This window comes from Natrinema salaciae (assembly GCF_900110865.1).
Classification (GTDB): Archaea; Halobacteriota; Halobacteria; order Halobacteriales; family Natrialbaceae; genus Natrinema; species Natrinema salaciae.
Genome location: NZ_FOFD01000003.1, coordinates 240,544 through 256,317, shown reverse-complemented (window position 1 = coordinate 256,317; position 15,774 = coordinate 240,544). Strand labels below are relative to the sequence as shown.

9 protein-coding genes are annotated in these 15,774 nt (G+C 63.5%); 4 read left to right on the top strand and 5 right to left on the bottom strand.

Features of this window, described 5'->3' with window-relative positions; translation table 11 throughout:
• Nucleotides 1-137 precede the first annotated feature (137 nt).
• Complete coding sequence (alaS, locus tag BMX07_RS10660; protein WP_090618420.1) at nt 138-2,915, top strand: alanine--tRNA ligase; 2,778 nt, start codon at nt 138-140, stop codon at nt 2,913-2,915.
• Between the two features lie 264 nt (nt 2,916-3,179).
• On the opposite strand, the gene BMX07_RS10655 is transcribed toward alaS, so the two are convergent.
• The 3 genes from BMX07_RS10655 to BMX07_RS10640 all read right to left on the bottom strand — a co-directional run bounded on the left by BMX07_RS10655 (nt 3,180) and on the right by BMX07_RS10640 (nt 9,931).
• On the bottom strand, nt 3,180-4,256 hold the full coding sequence (locus tag BMX07_RS10655) for a hypothetical protein (RefSeq protein WP_175480120.1): 1,077 nt from the start codon (nt 4,254-4,256) through the stop codon (nt 3,180-3,182).
• 229 nt (nt 4,257-4,485) lie between these two features.
• The gene (locus tag BMX07_RS23745) at nt 4,486-5,154 is read right to left on the bottom strand and encodes a hypothetical protein (protein WP_139210859.1); all 669 of its coding nucleotides are present in this window, start codon (nt 5,152-5,154) and stop codon (nt 4,486-4,488) included.
• Between the two features lie 28 nt (nt 5,155-5,182).
• Nucleotides 5,183-9,931 (bottom strand): outer membrane protein assembly factor BamB family protein, encoded by a 4,749-nt coding sequence (locus BMX07_RS10640; protein WP_175480119.1) that lies wholly within the window; start codon nt 9,929-9,931, stop codon nt 5,183-5,185.
• A gap of 228 nt (nt 9,932-10,159) precedes the next feature.
• Here BMX07_RS10640 and BMX07_RS10635 point away from each other — a divergent pair, with 228 nt between their 5' ends.
• Nucleotides 10,160-10,948, top strand: a complete 789-nt coding sequence (locus BMX07_RS10635; RefSeq protein ID WP_090617582.1) for an alpha/beta fold hydrolase — start codon at nt 10,160-10,162, stop codon at nt 10,946-10,948.
• A gap of 49 nt (nt 10,949-10,997) precedes the next feature.
• Here BMX07_RS10635 and BMX07_RS24400 read toward each other — a convergent pair whose 3' ends face one another.
• Nucleotides 10,998-11,150, bottom strand: a complete 153-nt coding sequence (locus BMX07_RS24400; protein ID WP_175480109.1) for a hypothetical protein — start codon at nt 11,148-11,150, stop codon at nt 10,998-11,000.
• 165 nt (nt 11,151-11,315) lie between these two features.
• Between BMX07_RS24400 and BMX07_RS10625 the strand changes: the two genes are divergently transcribed.
• Together BMX07_RS10625 and BMX07_RS10620 are read left to right on the top strand one after the other, a co-directional pair.
• Complete coding sequence (locus tag BMX07_RS10625) at nt 11,316-12,572, top strand: class I adenylate-forming enzyme family protein (protein ID WP_090617578.1); 1,257 nt, start codon at nt 11,316-11,318, stop codon at nt 12,570-12,572.
• Between the two features lie 127 nt (nt 12,573-12,699).
• On the top strand, nt 12,700-13,437 hold the full coding sequence (locus tag BMX07_RS10620) for a type 1 glutamine amidotransferase (RefSeq protein WP_090617576.1): 738 nt from the start codon (nt 12,700-12,702) through the stop codon (nt 13,435-13,437).
• 85 nt (nt 13,438-13,522) lie between these two features.
• Here BMX07_RS10620 and BMX07_RS10615 read toward each other — a convergent pair whose 3' ends face one another.
• Complete coding sequence (locus BMX07_RS10615) at nt 13,523-15,730, bottom strand: (Fe-S)-binding protein (RefSeq protein ID WP_090618419.1); 2,208 nt, start codon at nt 15,728-15,730, stop codon at nt 13,523-13,525.
• Nucleotides 15,731-15,774: the final 44 nt, after the last annotated feature.

Here is a 15,774-nt window from a genome sequence, read left to right as displayed (position 1 = left end):
AAGTCGACTGGCGGCTCTCGAGACGCGCTGACACCGGCCTCCGTTCGGCGGACGGCTCGCTCACGCTCGCGCCGGTCGCCGGTCGCCGACACCTGTTGCGGAACTGTTTTACGCGCTGCAAGGCCAATACACGCGTAATGAGCGAACTAGAGGAGGAGTACCGCCTCGAGTACTTCGAGGAGGAAGGATTCGAGCGCAAGGAGTGTCCGAAGTGTGGCGCTCACTTCTGGACGCGCGACGAGAGCAGGGTAACCTGCGGTGAGCCACCCTGCGAGGAGTACGGCTTCATCGACAACTCGGGATTCGACGACTCGTACAATCTCGGGGAGATGCGCGAGGCCTTTCTCTCTTACTTCGAGGCCAACGAACACGAGCGAATCGAGCCCTATCCCGTCGCGGCGAACCGCTGGCGAGACGACGTCCTGCTGACGCAGGCGTCGATCTACGACTTCCAGCCCCTGGTGACGAGCGGCGAGACGCCCCCGCCGGCGAACCCGCTCTGCGTCTCCCAGCCCTGTATTCGAATGCAGGACATCGACAACGTCGGCAAGACCGGTCGGCACACGATGGCCTTCGAGATGATGGCCCACCACGCGTTCAACACGCGCGAGGACGTCGACGAGGACGCCTACGCCTACCACGGCGAGGTCTACTGGAAGGACCACACCGTCGAACTCTGCGACGGCTTCTTCGAGTCGATGGGCGTCGACCTGGAGGAGGTCGTCTACATCGAGGACCCGTGGGTCGGCGGCGGGAACGCCGGGCCCGCCATCGAGGTCATCTACCGCGGCGTCGAACTCGCCACGCTCGTCTTCATGTCGATGGAGCAGGACCCCGACGGCGAGTACGAGATGAAAGACGGGAACCGCTACAGCCCGATGGACACCTACATCGTCGACACTGGTTACGGGCTCGAGCGGTGGACCTGGGTCTCCCAGGGGACGCCGACCGTCTACGAGGCGGTCTACCCCGACATGATCGCCTTCCTCAAGGAGAACGCGGGACTCGAGCACACCGACGAGCAGGAGGCGCTCGTCCACCGCACCGCGAAACTCGCGGGTCACATGGACATCGACGAAGCCGACGATATGGAGACCGCTCGCGGCGAAATCGCCGCCGAACTCGACGTCGACGCGGCGGAACTCGAGGAGCTGATGGAACCCCTCGAGGACATCTACGCGATCGCCGACCACTGCCGGACGCTGGCGTACATGCTCGGGGACGGCATCGTCCCCTCGAACGTCGGCACGGGCTATCTCGCGCGAATGGTCCTCCGGCGAACGAAGCGGCTCTGTGATACCGTCGGCGTCGACGCGCCGCTGGACGAACTCGTCGACATGCAGGCCGAGCGCCTCGACTACGAGAACCGCGACACGATCCGGGACATCGTCCGCACCGAGGTCGAGAAGTACCGCGAGACGCTCGAACGGGGCGGCCGCCGGGTCGAGACGCTGGCCGAGGAGTACGCGAAGAAAGGCGAGCCGATCCCGACCGACGAGCTGATCGAGCTCTACGACTCCCACGGCATTCAGCCGGATATGGTCGCGGAGATCGCCGAAGACACGGGGGCAACGGTCGAGGTTCCCGACGACTTCTACAGCCTCGTCGCGAAGCGCCACGACACGCCCGAGGCGGTGCCGGAGGCCGAGGAGGACGAAGACGAGCGCTTCGAGGACCTCCCCGAGACGGAGAAACTCTACTACGACGATCAGCAACGCACCCAGTTCGAAGCGGTCGTTCTCGACGTCTTCGAGCGCGACGAGGGGTACGACGTCGTCCTCGACCAGACGATGTTCTATCCCGAGGGCGGTGGCCAGCCCGCGGACACGGGGACGCTCTCGACCGACGATACCACCGTCGAGGTCACGGACGTCCAGATCGAGGACGGCGTCATCTGCCACCGAACCGGCGAGGATCCCGGCAAGGGCGAGTTCGTCAACGGCCAGGTCGACGGCAGCCGCCGCCGACAACTCATGCGCCACCACACGGCGACTCACATCGTCATCCACGCCGCGCGACAGGTGCTCGGCGAGCACATCCGACAGGCCGGTGCCCAGAAAGGCGTCGAGAGCTCGCGGATCGACGTTCGCCACTACGACCGAATCGCTCGCGATGACGTCAAAACCATCGAGAAACGCGCCAACGAGATCGTGATGGACAACACCGCGGTCTCCCAGGAGTGGCCCGACCGCCACGACGCAGAGGCCGAACACGGTTTCGACCTCTACCAGGGCGGGATCCCGCCGGGCGAGCAGATCCGCCTGATCCACGTCGACGAGGACGTTCAGGCCTGCGGTGGCACCCACGTCGCCCGCACCGGCGACATCGGCACGATCAAGGTTCTCAACACCGAGCGCGTGCAGGACGGCGTCGAACGAATCACGTTCGCCGCCGGCGAGGCCGCGATCGAGGCGACCCAACGGAAAGAAGACGCGCTCTACGAGGCCGCCGAGATCCTGGACGTCTCGCCCGAAGACGTCCCCGACACCGCCGAACGGTTCTTCGAGGAGTGGAAGGCGCGAGGCAAGGAGATCGAGGACCTGACGGAACAGCTCGCCGAGGCCCGCACCGGCGGCGGTGGCGGCGGCGAGGAAGTCGAGGTCGGCGACACCACGGCCGTCGTCCAGCGCCTCGACGCCGACATGGACGAGCTGCGCGCCACGGCGAACGCCCTCGTCGAGGGCGGCAAGATCGCCGTCCTCGGCAGCGGCGAGAGCGGTGCCCAGTTCGTCGTCGCCGTGCCCGACGACGTCGGCGTCAACGCCGGCGACGTCGTCGGCGAACTCGCCTCGAAGGTCGGCGGCGGCGGCGGCGGCCCGCCGGACTTCGCGCAGGGCGGCGGCCCCGACACCGAGGCGCTCGACGACGCGCTCGAGGACGCCCCCGACGTGTTGCGGCAGGTGCTGAACGCCTGATCCCATAGAAGTCGACCGATTCCTCGACCGTCGGCGCGGCGGGATACGAATCGGCGAATTCCGTGACCCCGGATTGCTCGAGCTCGACGGAGCTCACTCCGTGGCGATCATCGACGCGAAATTCGAAGACGAACTTGTAGCCGGGACGCTCGATATCACAGTCTACTGCGAGTCCGTTTCGCTCGCAGTGTACGCTTCCAGCCGTCGGCGATAGAAAGCGTAACGATGGTCACGAGTTTTCTCTACTGCGTTTTACGAGCGTGATTAGTTGATCTTCTCGAGCGCTTCGACGGCGGCGGCTCGGACGGAAGTGTGATTTGACTGGGCTGACAGGTTCTCTATCTGCTGGAATACGTACTGGTAGCTTTCTCTAGCTTCCTCGAACGTTTCGTGAGCTGCGAGTAGTGATCCGAGGATCGAGACTGCTTGCGGAGCAAATTGTGGATCGTCGTCCCATACGAACAGCAAAAGCCCGCCAATTGCACGTTGATCCGGATCCGCGGCCAGAGCATTCAGCGTTCGTTCGGTGATCTCGTCCTCGATCATGAACAGGGCCTTGTACCAGCGTCGTGCGGACTCCCCATCTGCAGAGCGGATCCGTTCGTCGACCAGTCGTTCGATGGTATCCGTCTCGAGGGCGTGCGTTCGGAGCCACTCGTCCTGAATTGGCCCGTGGACATCCTCAGTAGTCGTTGGATTCTCCAAGAAGAGTTCCTCGTATCTATCGAGGGAGGTATCGAATCCGACACGATTGTCGTCCTTTCCGCTAGTCAATGCACCTTCTACATCTTGGACGATCTTTTGTAGTTGCTGTTGGGGCTCTGATCGGTCACCTCCATGTTCTCGATAGATCTCGAGTACTTTCTGACCGAAGTCGTATAGCGTCGATAGCTGTTCCCGTGCCGAAACCGGTACAGGGTTGATCCGAAGCTTCGAATCGAGAGACACGGCTTCGTTGAACCGTCCTCGACCGCCTTCGGGTGCACTGTCGCTATCGACATCAACGATATCGAGTGCGACCGTCCCAGTCTCGACTGGCCGATAGATTATGGACCCTTCGCCACGCTCGCGCTGGACACCCTCACGATAGTAGTACCAGTTTGCAGGTCTTACGAGTGATTGTGTGCCGTAATTCGCATCTAGAACGGCGCTCACAACGAAATCAATGACCACGTCAGGGGGGTCGTCGAAGACGAGTTTCAACGTACGGTCAGTCTCGGGAGCAGAGAGCTTGAGTTCAGTGCTGGGCCAGTGGCCACGTGTCACCACTGTTCGCACAGTCTCCCTGTCACTGAACGAAATAGAAAGCTCCGGCGACCACGTGCGTTTGCCTTGTGTCATAATAGGTAATGTTAATCAGCCGCACGCCCTTGGTGGCGTCGCGCTCGCCGCTCTCCTCAAACGACAGCGTCGCCGAAATAGGGGTCTGTGCAGTTCATGTGACTGTGAGGTATAGGGCCGTGGTTCTATGCTGACGGGTCCAGTAGTCGGTTTTACCGATTTCACTCGGGTCTAGCCGCACGGTAGATATGTTCTGTGACGGCAGTCTATCGGGTCCACTGCCGGCCGGCTACGGTCCGCACCCCTCTTGGAGTACCGTCTCAGCGTCTGCTCGCTGTACCTCGGCGCATGTATTGGGGGTGTCAGTTAACAAGACGAGGCGCCCGCCGTCGGAAAGCTCGCTGAACCGCGAGGCCGACAGCCCCGCGAGGCGTTCCTTGCCAAGCGTCTCAACGAGTTGTGGTCCGAACACGAGCAGCCAGAACGCACGGTCAATGCATCCAGATTCGATGTGTTCCCGGCTGAGGATGTGATCGTCGAGATACGTGCCGCCGTAGACGAACATCGGCGTAGCGTACTCGTAGAGTGGAATGACGATGTCGTCGATGACCGAACACACGTTCTTTTTTTGGCTGCTTCGCACATAGTGGTCAGGCACCGACACCGTGAACGTTGCCGGGTCATCGATATCCGGATGGATATGCAGGCCGAACTCGATATTCTGCTCTCGGAACCAGAGCGCTCCATGGCGACCCGAACTCACACGCTCGATAGCATCTTCGAGCGGGATCACGGACGGGAGCTCGTCGACGGCGTCTGGACCGAGACTTCGTGTGCTCGAGGGATCATCGCCAGTGAGGTCGAACGTGCGACCGCAGTAGCGGAGGAGGTCCGCGATATCGACGCTCGTCCTTCGATCGGGGGCATAAAACCGTACATCCAGTGATTCAGTCGTCATTGTGACATTTTGCTATCTTAGTGTATTTTCAATATGTATATTCGATTCCATTGTTATCAAGCAGCGATCTGACATCATCGCTCGGCTTAGCCCTGAATGCGACCTCGATGACATCCGATTCGTCTGCATATCGTTGATAGGTTGCAATCTGGGAGGCGAGCTGCTGGTATTGTCTGTCCTGATTTGTGACGGCTTGGTAACTTCCGCTCTTTGTTTCCACGAGTCTGTTCTCCATAACGATGTCGACCTCACCACCTGGAATCGATTTACCCATCTCTTTTACGTTGTCTGAACCTTTGCGAACTGCCACCTCCGTTTCAAACAGGTCGCCGCGGAAGTTACTGGGATTCCCACCGTTCACTGTGGTTTCGATAGACCGATGAAGACCGGACGTTCCCTCTAGTTTGTCTACATTCCGAGCGAACCGGTCGATCTCGTCCGACGGAACTCCCTGTCGGTGTAATCGGAAAAGATTCTCCCGAAGTTGAACGTTGTCAGTCTGTCGCACCGATAGGGAGAAGAGTTCGTCCGTGCGTTGCGGACCCAGATCGTCGACGAGACGAGCGCCATTCGGATGGTCTGCAATGTGCTGAAGGAGTTCCGTCCGTTGGGTTTCGTCGAGCGATCGGAGAACCGCAGTGTCGACTTCATCGAGCGTCTTGACCGTTTGCGCTTCCTTTCCGGCAGTCCGGAATTTCTGTGCCAGACCGTCGTATCCTTGATCAGCCAGCCGGTTCGCGATGCGGGCGGATTTGAGCCCACTGCCGTCAGCTCGAATGGCCCTCGAGGCGGTCGGCAAGTCGTCACTGACGCGGCTCAATCGACTGCCGACGTTGGCTCCCTTGGTGGCCCCCTTCGTGATCGTGCCGCCGTAGGCTATCGACGATAAGAAGTGTAACGTGTAGCCTTCGTACCAGCCCTCGGCGTATCGTTCGTGTTCGATGGTCCCTTCGGAGTAAGGATTATCAAGCTGCTGTTGGTCCTGCGTGCTCTCGATCACCATCGGGAGTAACTCTGCCAACAGTTCGCGATCGATCTCACCGACTAACTCGACGAGCTCGTTCCCGGCCGCTTTGGGATCGTCCCACAACGCCGCACCGATCACCGCTATCAGTTCGGGGAGTTCGGCTGCGCTATGGGTGAACCCGGAGAGGGTGCCACCGGCGTGTGGATCGACGTTCGTTCCGATAACGGTGCCGTAGAAGGACGACTCACTGTGAATTCGTTCTGCACCGTCGTTCCCGTGGCCGTCCGTCGCTTTGGCCGTCGCCTGTGAGCCGCGCCACGAGGTGAACACGCCCTCGGTGAGTGACTCGAGTGTTTCCGTGCGCGTAGCCATTACTGGCTCGTTCGAGAGCGTACCTTCGCCGATCGTTCGGTCTCCGCGGGTGATCTCGTACTCGGAGACGCCGCCGGGATCGTGGAACTGAACAACATACTGGAAGTGCCAGGAGGGGCCGTCTACGTCGATCGGATCGAGGCCGAGTTCGAAATCGACGCTCGGCGGTTCGGACCACTTCCTGTAGTCCACGAGCGTCATTTCGGGCGGACTCGTCGAGAAGACCGTCGGATCTTCCTCCGGATCGTCAAACGCGTCGGCGTCGGAAATCCCGTCACCGGTCGTATCCGACCGTTCGGGGTCGGTCCCGAGGTCACGTTCTTCCTCGTCTGCGAGCCCGTCCCCGTCCGTATCGTCTATCAGCGGGTCCGCATCCACCTCTCGAGACGAGAAGAACACAGCGGGATCGCCGTCAGTGTCCGGATCCGTAACGAGCTCCATCAGATCTTGTGCCTCGGTGGGCTCGTCGACGACCTCGATCTCCCAACCCTCGAGCTGCTCGGCGTCGGTCACCCCGTCACCGGTCGTGTCGATACGCGCCGGGTGATGGGCCGCGTCCGTGACCTCGGCCTCGAGTTTCGTCTCGCCGTCGTCCGTTATGACCCGGTAGCTGATGTCGACGGTTTCGCTGTCCGGAATGCCGTCGCCGCTGGTGTCGACCGTGGTCGGGTCGAGGTTCAGCGGTGTACCGACGACGCCGGGGCCGCCGGTGGGCATCCCGAGATCCATCTCGGCGACGGCGTCGGGGATCCCATCGCCGCTGGTATCTCGGAGGTGCGCACTGGCCGAATCCTCGCCGTCCCACCCGTCGTGGTGGCCGAGCGTTCCGAGCCGCACACGGGAGTCGCTACTCCGATCGTCACCCGCCAGAACGACCGTCGGTGACGAGAATACCGCGCGGTCGCTATCGCGTTCCCAAAGCCGTTCACCGCTTTCTGCGTCGACTGCTAGTACGGAGCCGGTACTGTTCGGGTATCCGTTCTCGTAAAAGTGCTCTTCACTCCCGAAATACACTACCCCATTCGCTACTGTCGGCGATGAATACCCGATATCTTTCCCATCGGGTAGTCGGTATTCCCACTCCTGTTCCATCGTCACAGCGTCGATAGCGTACAGCGACCCCGATTTTTCGTGTCTCCCACCGCCGACGTAGACGGTCCCGTCGGCTACTGTCGGTGATGATTTGATCCCCACAGGCCTGCTAATTTCGCCCTCATCGGTACCAGTCGGCATCGGGTTGCCGTCTCCCGTTTGGAAGTCGCCCGCGGAATCGCCCGTCGCAGCGTCAAAAGCGTGTAACCGACCGGACGACCCCCCGATGAATACGATGCCGTTCGCAACGGTGGGAGACGATCTCTCCCCTACCGACAGGTCTATCTCGGATCTCCATCGCGTTTCACCCGTTTTTGAATCGATCGCATAGATGCTGTCGTTGTGTCTGGCACTCTCCCCCGCGTAGACGGTATCGTTCCAGACAGTCGGTGATGCTGGTATCTCGTAACTATCAGTGTCGTACTCCCACACTTCGTCGCCGGTGGTCGCGTCTACAGCGACGACAGCGCTCCCGATGCTGGTATATACCGTCCCATCGACGACCGTCGATGCCGTAGTAACGTTACTGCTCGTTTTGTACTCCCATTCTTCCTCTCCGGTTTCCGAATCGATGGCGTACAGCGAGTGGTCACGATTGCCGAAAAATACCGATCCGTCCACGACCGTAGGTGACGCACTGATCGGGCCACGAGAGTCGAATCTCCACTCCTGTTCGCCCGTCCGGGCGTTTACCGCGTACATCGAACCGTCGCTGCTGCCGACGTACACCGTCCCGTCGACGACGGTTGGTGATGATCCAATCGGTCTGGGAGTCTCGAACTCCCACTCCGTCGCGCCGGTTGCCGCGTCGATCGCGTGCAGTGAGGTGTTGATTCCCACGTAGACCGTCCCGTCTCTTTCGTCGCCGGGCGGAATCCATGACGATGGGAGATCGTCGGGATCGCCCTCGACGTGGCGATCCTCGAGCGTGATCACGTCGTTCGTGGTTTCGGTCCACCGTTCGTGGTCGAACACCGAAAAGTACGAGAAGTGGTCCACCTCGGCCGTAGCAGTCCCGTTTTCGCGATCGATTTCGGTCTCGAGAGCCGTCCACGATTCGTTGCTGGTCGGGTCCCACGTGTAGATCGAGACGTTCCCTTCCCGCTGCTCGAGTTCCTTCTCGTCGACGGGAAGGGTGATTTCGGCTCGGTCGAACGACGTCTCGGTGACGATTCGGACCGTCGGTCCGACCCGGTACTCGTCGTCGGTCGCCGGCGTCTCGTTGGTTATCGAGACGTCGGCCTCGTGCAACCCGTCGCCTTCGACGTCGACTGCGACGTCGGTCGACTCGTTCGAGACCTCGATGTCCCGGTGTTCGTCCGGTTCGGGTCGATCCCATCGGATGTCGTCCTCGGTGACACGGATCTCGCGGCTCGCCTCGACCGTCCGATTGGAATCGTGTCCGGGGGTCGCCGTCACCGCGACGGTCACGTTCCCGGGTTCGGCCCCCAGGTCGACGAGCGTCGTTCCGCTCGCGGACGACCCGGCCGACTCGTTCGAGACGAACGGGAGCGAGTCGGTCCCGTCGTCGCCGTCGACGGTCACCGTCGCGTTTTCGTACGCGTACGGACGGATGTCCGAGAGCGTCGCCTCGAGCGGCACCTGAATCGTTCCGTTTCGCTCGAACGGCTGCCCGTGCGAGAGCGACAGCGACGGTTCGGTAACGGCCTCGACGGCGTCGAGAACCCCCTGAGCGTTCACCCAGGCGCTTTCGACGTATCCGATCGCACTGGCGCGATCGGTCGGACCGACCGCCGCCGTTGGCTCACCGGTCGAGGAGTTTATGCCTGCGATCGATCTGTTTGCCTGCTCGAGCGCCACGTACGCGCCGCCGATCCCGTTCACCGCTTTCGAGTGCTGGTTCGTCCCGCGTAACTCGGCGTCGTGAACGGTGACCATCGCGGCCGCGTCGCCGACGGTCAGCCTCCCGCTCGTGGCCGCCGCCGTATACAGCTCGCGACTGATTTCGTCGACGATCGCTTCGTCGTCTTCGTCGACGGCGGCTCTCAGTTCCGCGAGTGATCGCTGGGCCTCGGCGAGGGAGTCGAACCCCTCTCGCGAGTCGATGTACCGCGTCCGGCGATACGCCTGCATCGAGGCGTTGATAGCGGCGACGGTGTCGTTCATCGCCGTCGCCGCCGTCTCGTTTTCGATCTCGAGGTCCCCGAGACGCTCGGTCGCGTTCAGAATCAGGTCGATCGAGCTGTTCTCGCGGAACTCGGGGCCCACGTAGCTCGGCCCGTCGTCGTCTTCGGTGGATTCTACGCGGTCACGGTCTGGGAGGGAGACCTCGTTCCTCCCCGAAGTCGAGTTCGGTTCGGTCGCGAGTGCCGGCACGGCGACCATCGAGGTCACGACCAGCACGGCGAAGAAAACGGCTATCACTCTCGAATTTTCCAAACCCATAACCAATGGTGGTGGCCATTATTATTTATTTCTAACTATAGTGCCGTTGTGTGAGGGCTATGACTGACCGATCGCGACGCCGGCCAGTCGTTCCCCGAAACGCCGGTCGCTCGGACACTCGCGTGCGGAACCGAAACCCTCGCCTTGTCCCGGCCACTCGAGGGACCCATGTCGACTGCCTCGAACGATGGCGTCTCGCTGTACTACGATCGGGCGGGCGAGGGTGAGGGCGAGTCCGTCGTCTTCGTCCCCGAGGCCGGCCTCGGCGGCTGGCTGTGGAGCTGGCAACACGCCGCCGTCGCCGGCCCCCACGAGGCCGTGGTCTGGGATCTCCGTGGGACCGGCCGCTCGGACGCGCCCGCCGGGCCCTACGCGCTCGAGACGCTCGTCGCCGACCTCGAAGCGGTTTGCGCCGCGTGTGAGATCACCGCCGCCCACCTCGTCGGCTGCGGGCTCGGCGGCGCGATCGCGCTCGAGGCGGCCCGGACCTCGAGCCGCGTCGAGACGCTGACGTTGTTCGGCACTGCGGCTCGCGGCGCGGCGTTCGACCTCGAGCCGCTTTTCGCCCCACCCGACGATCCGGACGCGCTCCGGGAGTCGCTCGAGGCGGGACTCTCCGCGGACTTCCTCGAGAGCCAGCCCGACGTGTGCGAGGGTATCGTCGACTGGCGGGCCGACGGCGACGCCGACCGCGATGGCTGGGAGGCGCAGACGGCTGCGCTCGACGGGTTCGACGCGACCGAACGGCTGGTGGAGGTGACCCAGCCGACGCACGTCATCCACGGGAGCGACGACGAACTGGTGTCGCCCGCGGCCGGACGGGCGTTAGCGCGGGGGCTCCCCCGCGGGGAGTGGGTCGAACTCGAGGGGGCCGGCCACCTCGCGTTCGTCGAGCGCTCGCGGACGGTCAACGATCGGTTGCTCGGCGCTCTCGAGGCGCAGACGGACGACGAGTGAGCGGTCGACGGAACGCAGATCGGTCTCCGCGCGATGGGCCACGACTCGGTCAGGTCTCCGTCCGCTCGCCGTATTTGGCCTCCTCGACCTCCCCTCTGGCCTGCCGCTCGCGCGGCCGGAACGCGCCGCCGCCGGCGAGTCCGTAACACGGGACGATGACACCGATCACGACCGATCCGAGACCCGTGCTCTGGTCGATCATCTCTCGCCCGATCTCTCGCTGCTCCGGGGCTTCCGGGCCGACCTCGCGGTCACCTCGCGTCGTTACGACTGGGAGGACTGGAGACAAAATAACGAGCGTACCTCCACTGCACGGTATCCGCCGCCCGTGCTTGCGACTGACCCCCTATCAACTACGTGCTCGAGCGTGGGACCATCGGCCGTGACCCTCTCGCTGGCTCGCCGGGCCGACCACTTCCCGGATCGGACGGCCGTCGTCGATATCTCCGAGCAGCGGCTGTACGCGCCCGCGGAGACGATCCACGAGGATCGGATCTCCTACGGGGAGCTATCGACGATCGCGACGCTGACGGCCGAACGGCTCGCGGCGCTGGATATCGGCCCCGGGGACACCGTCTGCGTCGTCACGCGAAACCGGGTCGCCTCGCTCGCGCTGTGTTTCGCCTGCCGGCGACTCGACGCGACGGTCGCGCCGATCTCGCACCTGCTGACGCCGGCCACCGTCGAGCGCCCGTTCGACGTCCTCGAGCCCGACCTGGTGGTCGCCGAGGCGGCCCAGCGCGATCTGGTTCGATCGATCCCCTTCGATCGCTCGGTAACGCTCGAGGAGCTTACCGACACGGACCGCGACGGTGTCGACCTCGACGAGCGACGAGCGGGGACGAACGACGGTCCCCTGCTCGCCCTCCACGGCGGGACGGGACGCCCGATCGCCGGCTACTCCGCCGCGACCGTCGAACGCAACTGTCGCACGGCCATCGCCGTCTGGGGCCTCGCGGCGAACGATACCGTCCCGCTCACCACGCGATTGTCGACCCCGGACGGGCTCGTCCGGATCGCGCTGTCGGTGCTGTACGCCGGCGGGACCCTCCTGCTCGATCGGGCGTTCGACCCCGGCGACACGCTCGCCGCGATCGACGAGGAGGCGGCGACGTTGCTCCCCGGACGAGAGACGGTCCTTCGGGACCTCGCGGCCGAATCCGGCTTCGATGCCGCCGTCGACTCGCTCGAGCGAGCGATCTGCGAGGGGCCGATCGACGACGCCGTCCGCGCGACCTACCGAGACCGCGGCGTCCCCGTCGCGGCCGTCCACGGTCGCCTCGAGTGTCCGACCGCTCTGAGCGAGGGGTTCGAGGCCGGCGCCGACACCGACGGGACCGCCGTCGGTCGTCCGGTGCCGGACTGTCGGGCGCGAGTGGTCGACGACGAGGGCTCGGTGCTCGAGGGCGAAGCGACCGGTCGGCTCCAGCTCTCGGGACCGACGGTCGCCGAGGGGTACGTCCGCGCCGCCGGAACTGACGCCGAGAACTGGTACGAGCCCGCCGAAATGGCGAGCGCCGAGTACGAGGACGGCGACGAGCGCGGGCGGTTTCTCGACGGCTGGTTCGACACCGGCGATCGATTCCGGCGCGGGGCGGACGGCACCTATTATCTGCGACGATGAGCCGTCGACCGACCGCGACCGAGCCCCGCTCGCTCGGCTCGAGCGGCGGCGGACGAGCCGTCGACGGTCGCGGCAACGCCGGGGCGGGACGGAAAACCTATTTTCATCGAGTCGCCACTAGCGCTCAATGAGCCACCTCCGAATCGCCGTCCTGAACGCGGCTCATCGGGACGAGAACACGACGCGGAACTTCCGGCGCGAACTCGACGCCTCGTTGGCGGAGTTCGACGCCACCGACGGGACGGTCCCGGACGACTTCGCGTACGACGGTGCCGTCGTCACCGGCTCCCGGTCGTCGGTCTACTGGGACGACGACTGGATGCAGCCGGTCAAGGAGTGGGTCGGCGAGGCGATCGATCGCGGGATCCCCTTCCTCGGGGTCTGCTGGGGCCACCAGCTACTTGCGGACGTCCTCGGCGGCACCGTCGCCGACATGGGCGTCTACGAGGTCGGCTACAGCGAGATCGACCACACCGGCGAGTCGCGACTGTTCGACGGGGTCGACGAGACCTTCACCGCCTTCACCAGCCACTCCGACGCGGTCACCGAACTGCCGCCCGATGCCGAACCGCTCGCCGAAAACGAGTACTCGAACCACGGGTTCCGTACGGATCGGGTCTTCGGCGTCCAGTTCCACCCGGAGTACGACACGAAGACCGCTCGGGAACTCGTCCACCGGAAGGAACTCTCCGACGAACGCCTCGAGTCGGTGCTCGCGGAGATCACCGAGGCGAACTACCGGCAGGCCTGCGAGGCGAAGTTGGTGTTCGACAACTTCCTCGAGTTCGTCGGCGAGGTGCGGGCGGACGGGGTCGACGTCGAGACCGAGAACCGAACCGCGACTCGAGTCGGGCGTTCCGACTGACTGTGACGACGTCGACGGATTCGTAGATCGAATCGATCCGACGACGGTACGGAACGGGTCGTTCGAAGAAAACGCGAGGGTTCGATCAGTCTGCCGCGACTTCGACCTGCGCCTCGTCGGCTTTTCCGATCGCCTCGACGATGAGTTCGGCGACGTCGACGATCTCGATCTCCTCCTCGTAGCCGCCGGTCTTGCGACCGTCCTCGTACATCGTCATGCACATCGGACAGGCGACGACGAACTTCTCGACGCCGCTGCCGGCGTCGGTGTCCTCGAGCGCCTCCCGAATGCGCTCTTCGCTGGGTTTGGGCTCTTCCTCGAAGTCCATCCAGAGGCCGCCGCCGCCGCCGCCACAGCAGAAGGAGTTGCTGCGGTTGCGGGGCATCTCGTCCAGGGTACAGCCCGTCGCTTTGATGAGTTCACGCGGCGCTTCGTACTCGTCGTTGTACCGTCCCAGATGGCAGGGGTCGTGGTAGGTGACCGTGTAGTCGAGTTCGGTGCCGGTCAGGTCGAGTTTGCCGTCGGTGACCAGTTCTTCGACGGCCTGCGTCCAGTGGAGCACGTCGATCTCGCCGTCCTCGTTCCACTGGTCCTCGTAGTCGAACGGCATCATCGGGTCGTCGGAGAACTCGTCGAAGTTGACCTCCGGATACTCGTTCTTGAAGGTGTTGTAGGAGTGGGGGTCGGTACAGACGATCGTGTCGAACTCGCAGTCCTCCCACGTTTCGACGTGGTGGCCGGCCAGCTCGACGTAGAGCAGTTCTTCGCCGACGCGGCGGATGTCGTTGCCGTCGAACTTCTCGTCGTCGAAGAGGATGCCGAAGCTGACGTCGGCCTCCGTGAGGATGGTCGCCAGCGAGCGGGCGACCTGCTTGTTGCGCTCGTCGTAGCTCGGGAAGTCGCCGACGTACCAGAGGTAGTCGACTTCCTCCTCGCGGGCGTCGGTCACGTCGAACTCGAGTTCGTCCGCCCAGTCGCCCCGGTTGCGCGGCGAGTCGCCGAAGGTGTTGCCGTTCTGCATGACGTTCTGGAAGACGTCCTGCATGCTGGGGGCGACGTCGCCCTGATCGGTCATCTGGCGGTTGAGCCGGGTGAAGCTCTTGAGGTGTTCGATCTCGACGGGACAGGCGTCCATGCAGGCCATGCAGGCCATGCAGGACTCCATCGTCTCCGCGTTGATCACGCTCGTGCCACCGTCGGCGATGATCGGCTGTTCCTCGCCGCCGGCGTCGAGCTCCTCGCGGTAGGCTTTCAGGTCGAGGATGACGTTCCGGGGGTCGAGCGGGCGGTCGGAGGCTTTCGCGGGGCAGACGGAAGAACAACGGCCGCACTTGGTACAGGCGTCCTGGTCTAAGATCTCCTTCCAGGTGAAGTCGTCGATGGACTCGGCGTTGGTCGCGTCCAGATCGGAGGGGACGTTGGGCAGGCGCTGGCCCGCCTTCTCGTCCCGGGTGACGACGTTCGCGAACGACGAAATCATGTGGAACGGCTTGGCGTAGGGGATCCACGCGATGAAGAAGAACGCGATCAGCGAGTGGGACCACCACGTGAGCCAGTGGAGCGTCTCGGCGTTGGCACCGAGATTGGCGGACGCGCTGTACTCGGGGCCGGCGGCCACTGCGGCTTCGGTGCTCGGGAGGCCGATCCCGTCGAACATCGTTGCGAGTCCGTAGCCGACGAAGCTCACGATTTCGTGGTCCGGAATCCCGGCGATGTAGATCCGAAGCCCCTCGAGCAGGAAGCCGCCGACGCCGAGCGCGAACAGCGTCCAGATGAAGATGTCGTCCTCGTTGGAGGTGTGACGGCCCCAGAGACGGTGGTTGTGGACCCAGTAGCGCCGATACATCGCCATCCCGATGCCCACGACGAAGAGCAGGCCCATGGCGTCGACCATGAACTGGTAGGCGAGGTAGAAGTCACCTACCCAGAAGCTTTCCAGATGTAGGAGCTTTTGAGCGCCGTACATATCGAACGCCAGAATAGATGTCGCGATGAACAGCGTCAGGAATCCCCAGAGAATAAAGGAGTGCATCAACCCTCCGTAGAGGTCCCTGTTGAACTGTTTCTCGTTCGAGAGCACGATCTTGGCACTACTGACGACACGGTTCTGCAAATCGTCGAGGCGGGGGAACGAATCGTCGTCTCCGTCGGCGTAGCGGGCGAACCGCTGGTACACGCCATAAATGAAGACGGCGATGGCGGTGAACGCAAGGAGGTAGAACACCGCGTACTCGACGCTGGTGATCCCCCAGTACGTCTCCCTCGCCACGTCCGATTGCGCGATAGCGTTCATGTCCATTGAGGGGGTGGGCTGTAACTTAATTCTTGCCACACCGG

What these genes read in the sequence shown, in the direction of transcription:
- BMX07_RS10635 (WP_090617582.1), top strand. Translation starts at nt 10,160, where the DNA reads ATGTCGACTGCCTCGAACGATGGCGTCTCGCTGTACTACGATCGGGCG.
- BMX07_RS23745 (WP_139210859.1), bottom strand. Translation starts at nt 5,154, where the DNA reads ATGACGACTGAATCACTGGATGTACGGTTTTATGCCCCCGATCGAAGG.
- alaS (WP_090618420.1), top strand. Translation starts at nt 138, where the DNA reads ATGAGCGAACTAGAGGAGGAGTACCGCCTCGAGTACTTCGAGGAGGAA.
- BMX07_RS10655 (WP_175480120.1), bottom strand. Translation starts at nt 4,256, where the DNA reads ATGACACAAGGCAAACGCACGTGGTCGCCGGAGCTTTCTATTTCGTTC.
- BMX07_RS10615 (WP_090618419.1), bottom strand. Translation starts at nt 15,730, where the DNA reads ATGAACGCTATCGCGCAATCGGACGTGGCGAGGGAGACGTACTGGGGG.
- BMX07_RS24400 (WP_175480109.1), bottom strand. Translation starts at nt 11,150, where the DNA reads ATGATCGACCAGAGCACGGGTCTCGGATCGGTCGTGATCGGTGTCATC.
- BMX07_RS10640 (WP_175480119.1), bottom strand. Translation starts at nt 9,931, where the DNA reads ATGGTCGCCGTGCCGGCACTCGCGACCGAACCGAACTCGACTTCGGGG.
- BMX07_RS10620 (WP_090617576.1), top strand. Translation starts at nt 12,700, where the DNA reads ATGAGCCACCTCCGAATCGCCGTCCTGAACGCGGCTCATCGGGACGAG.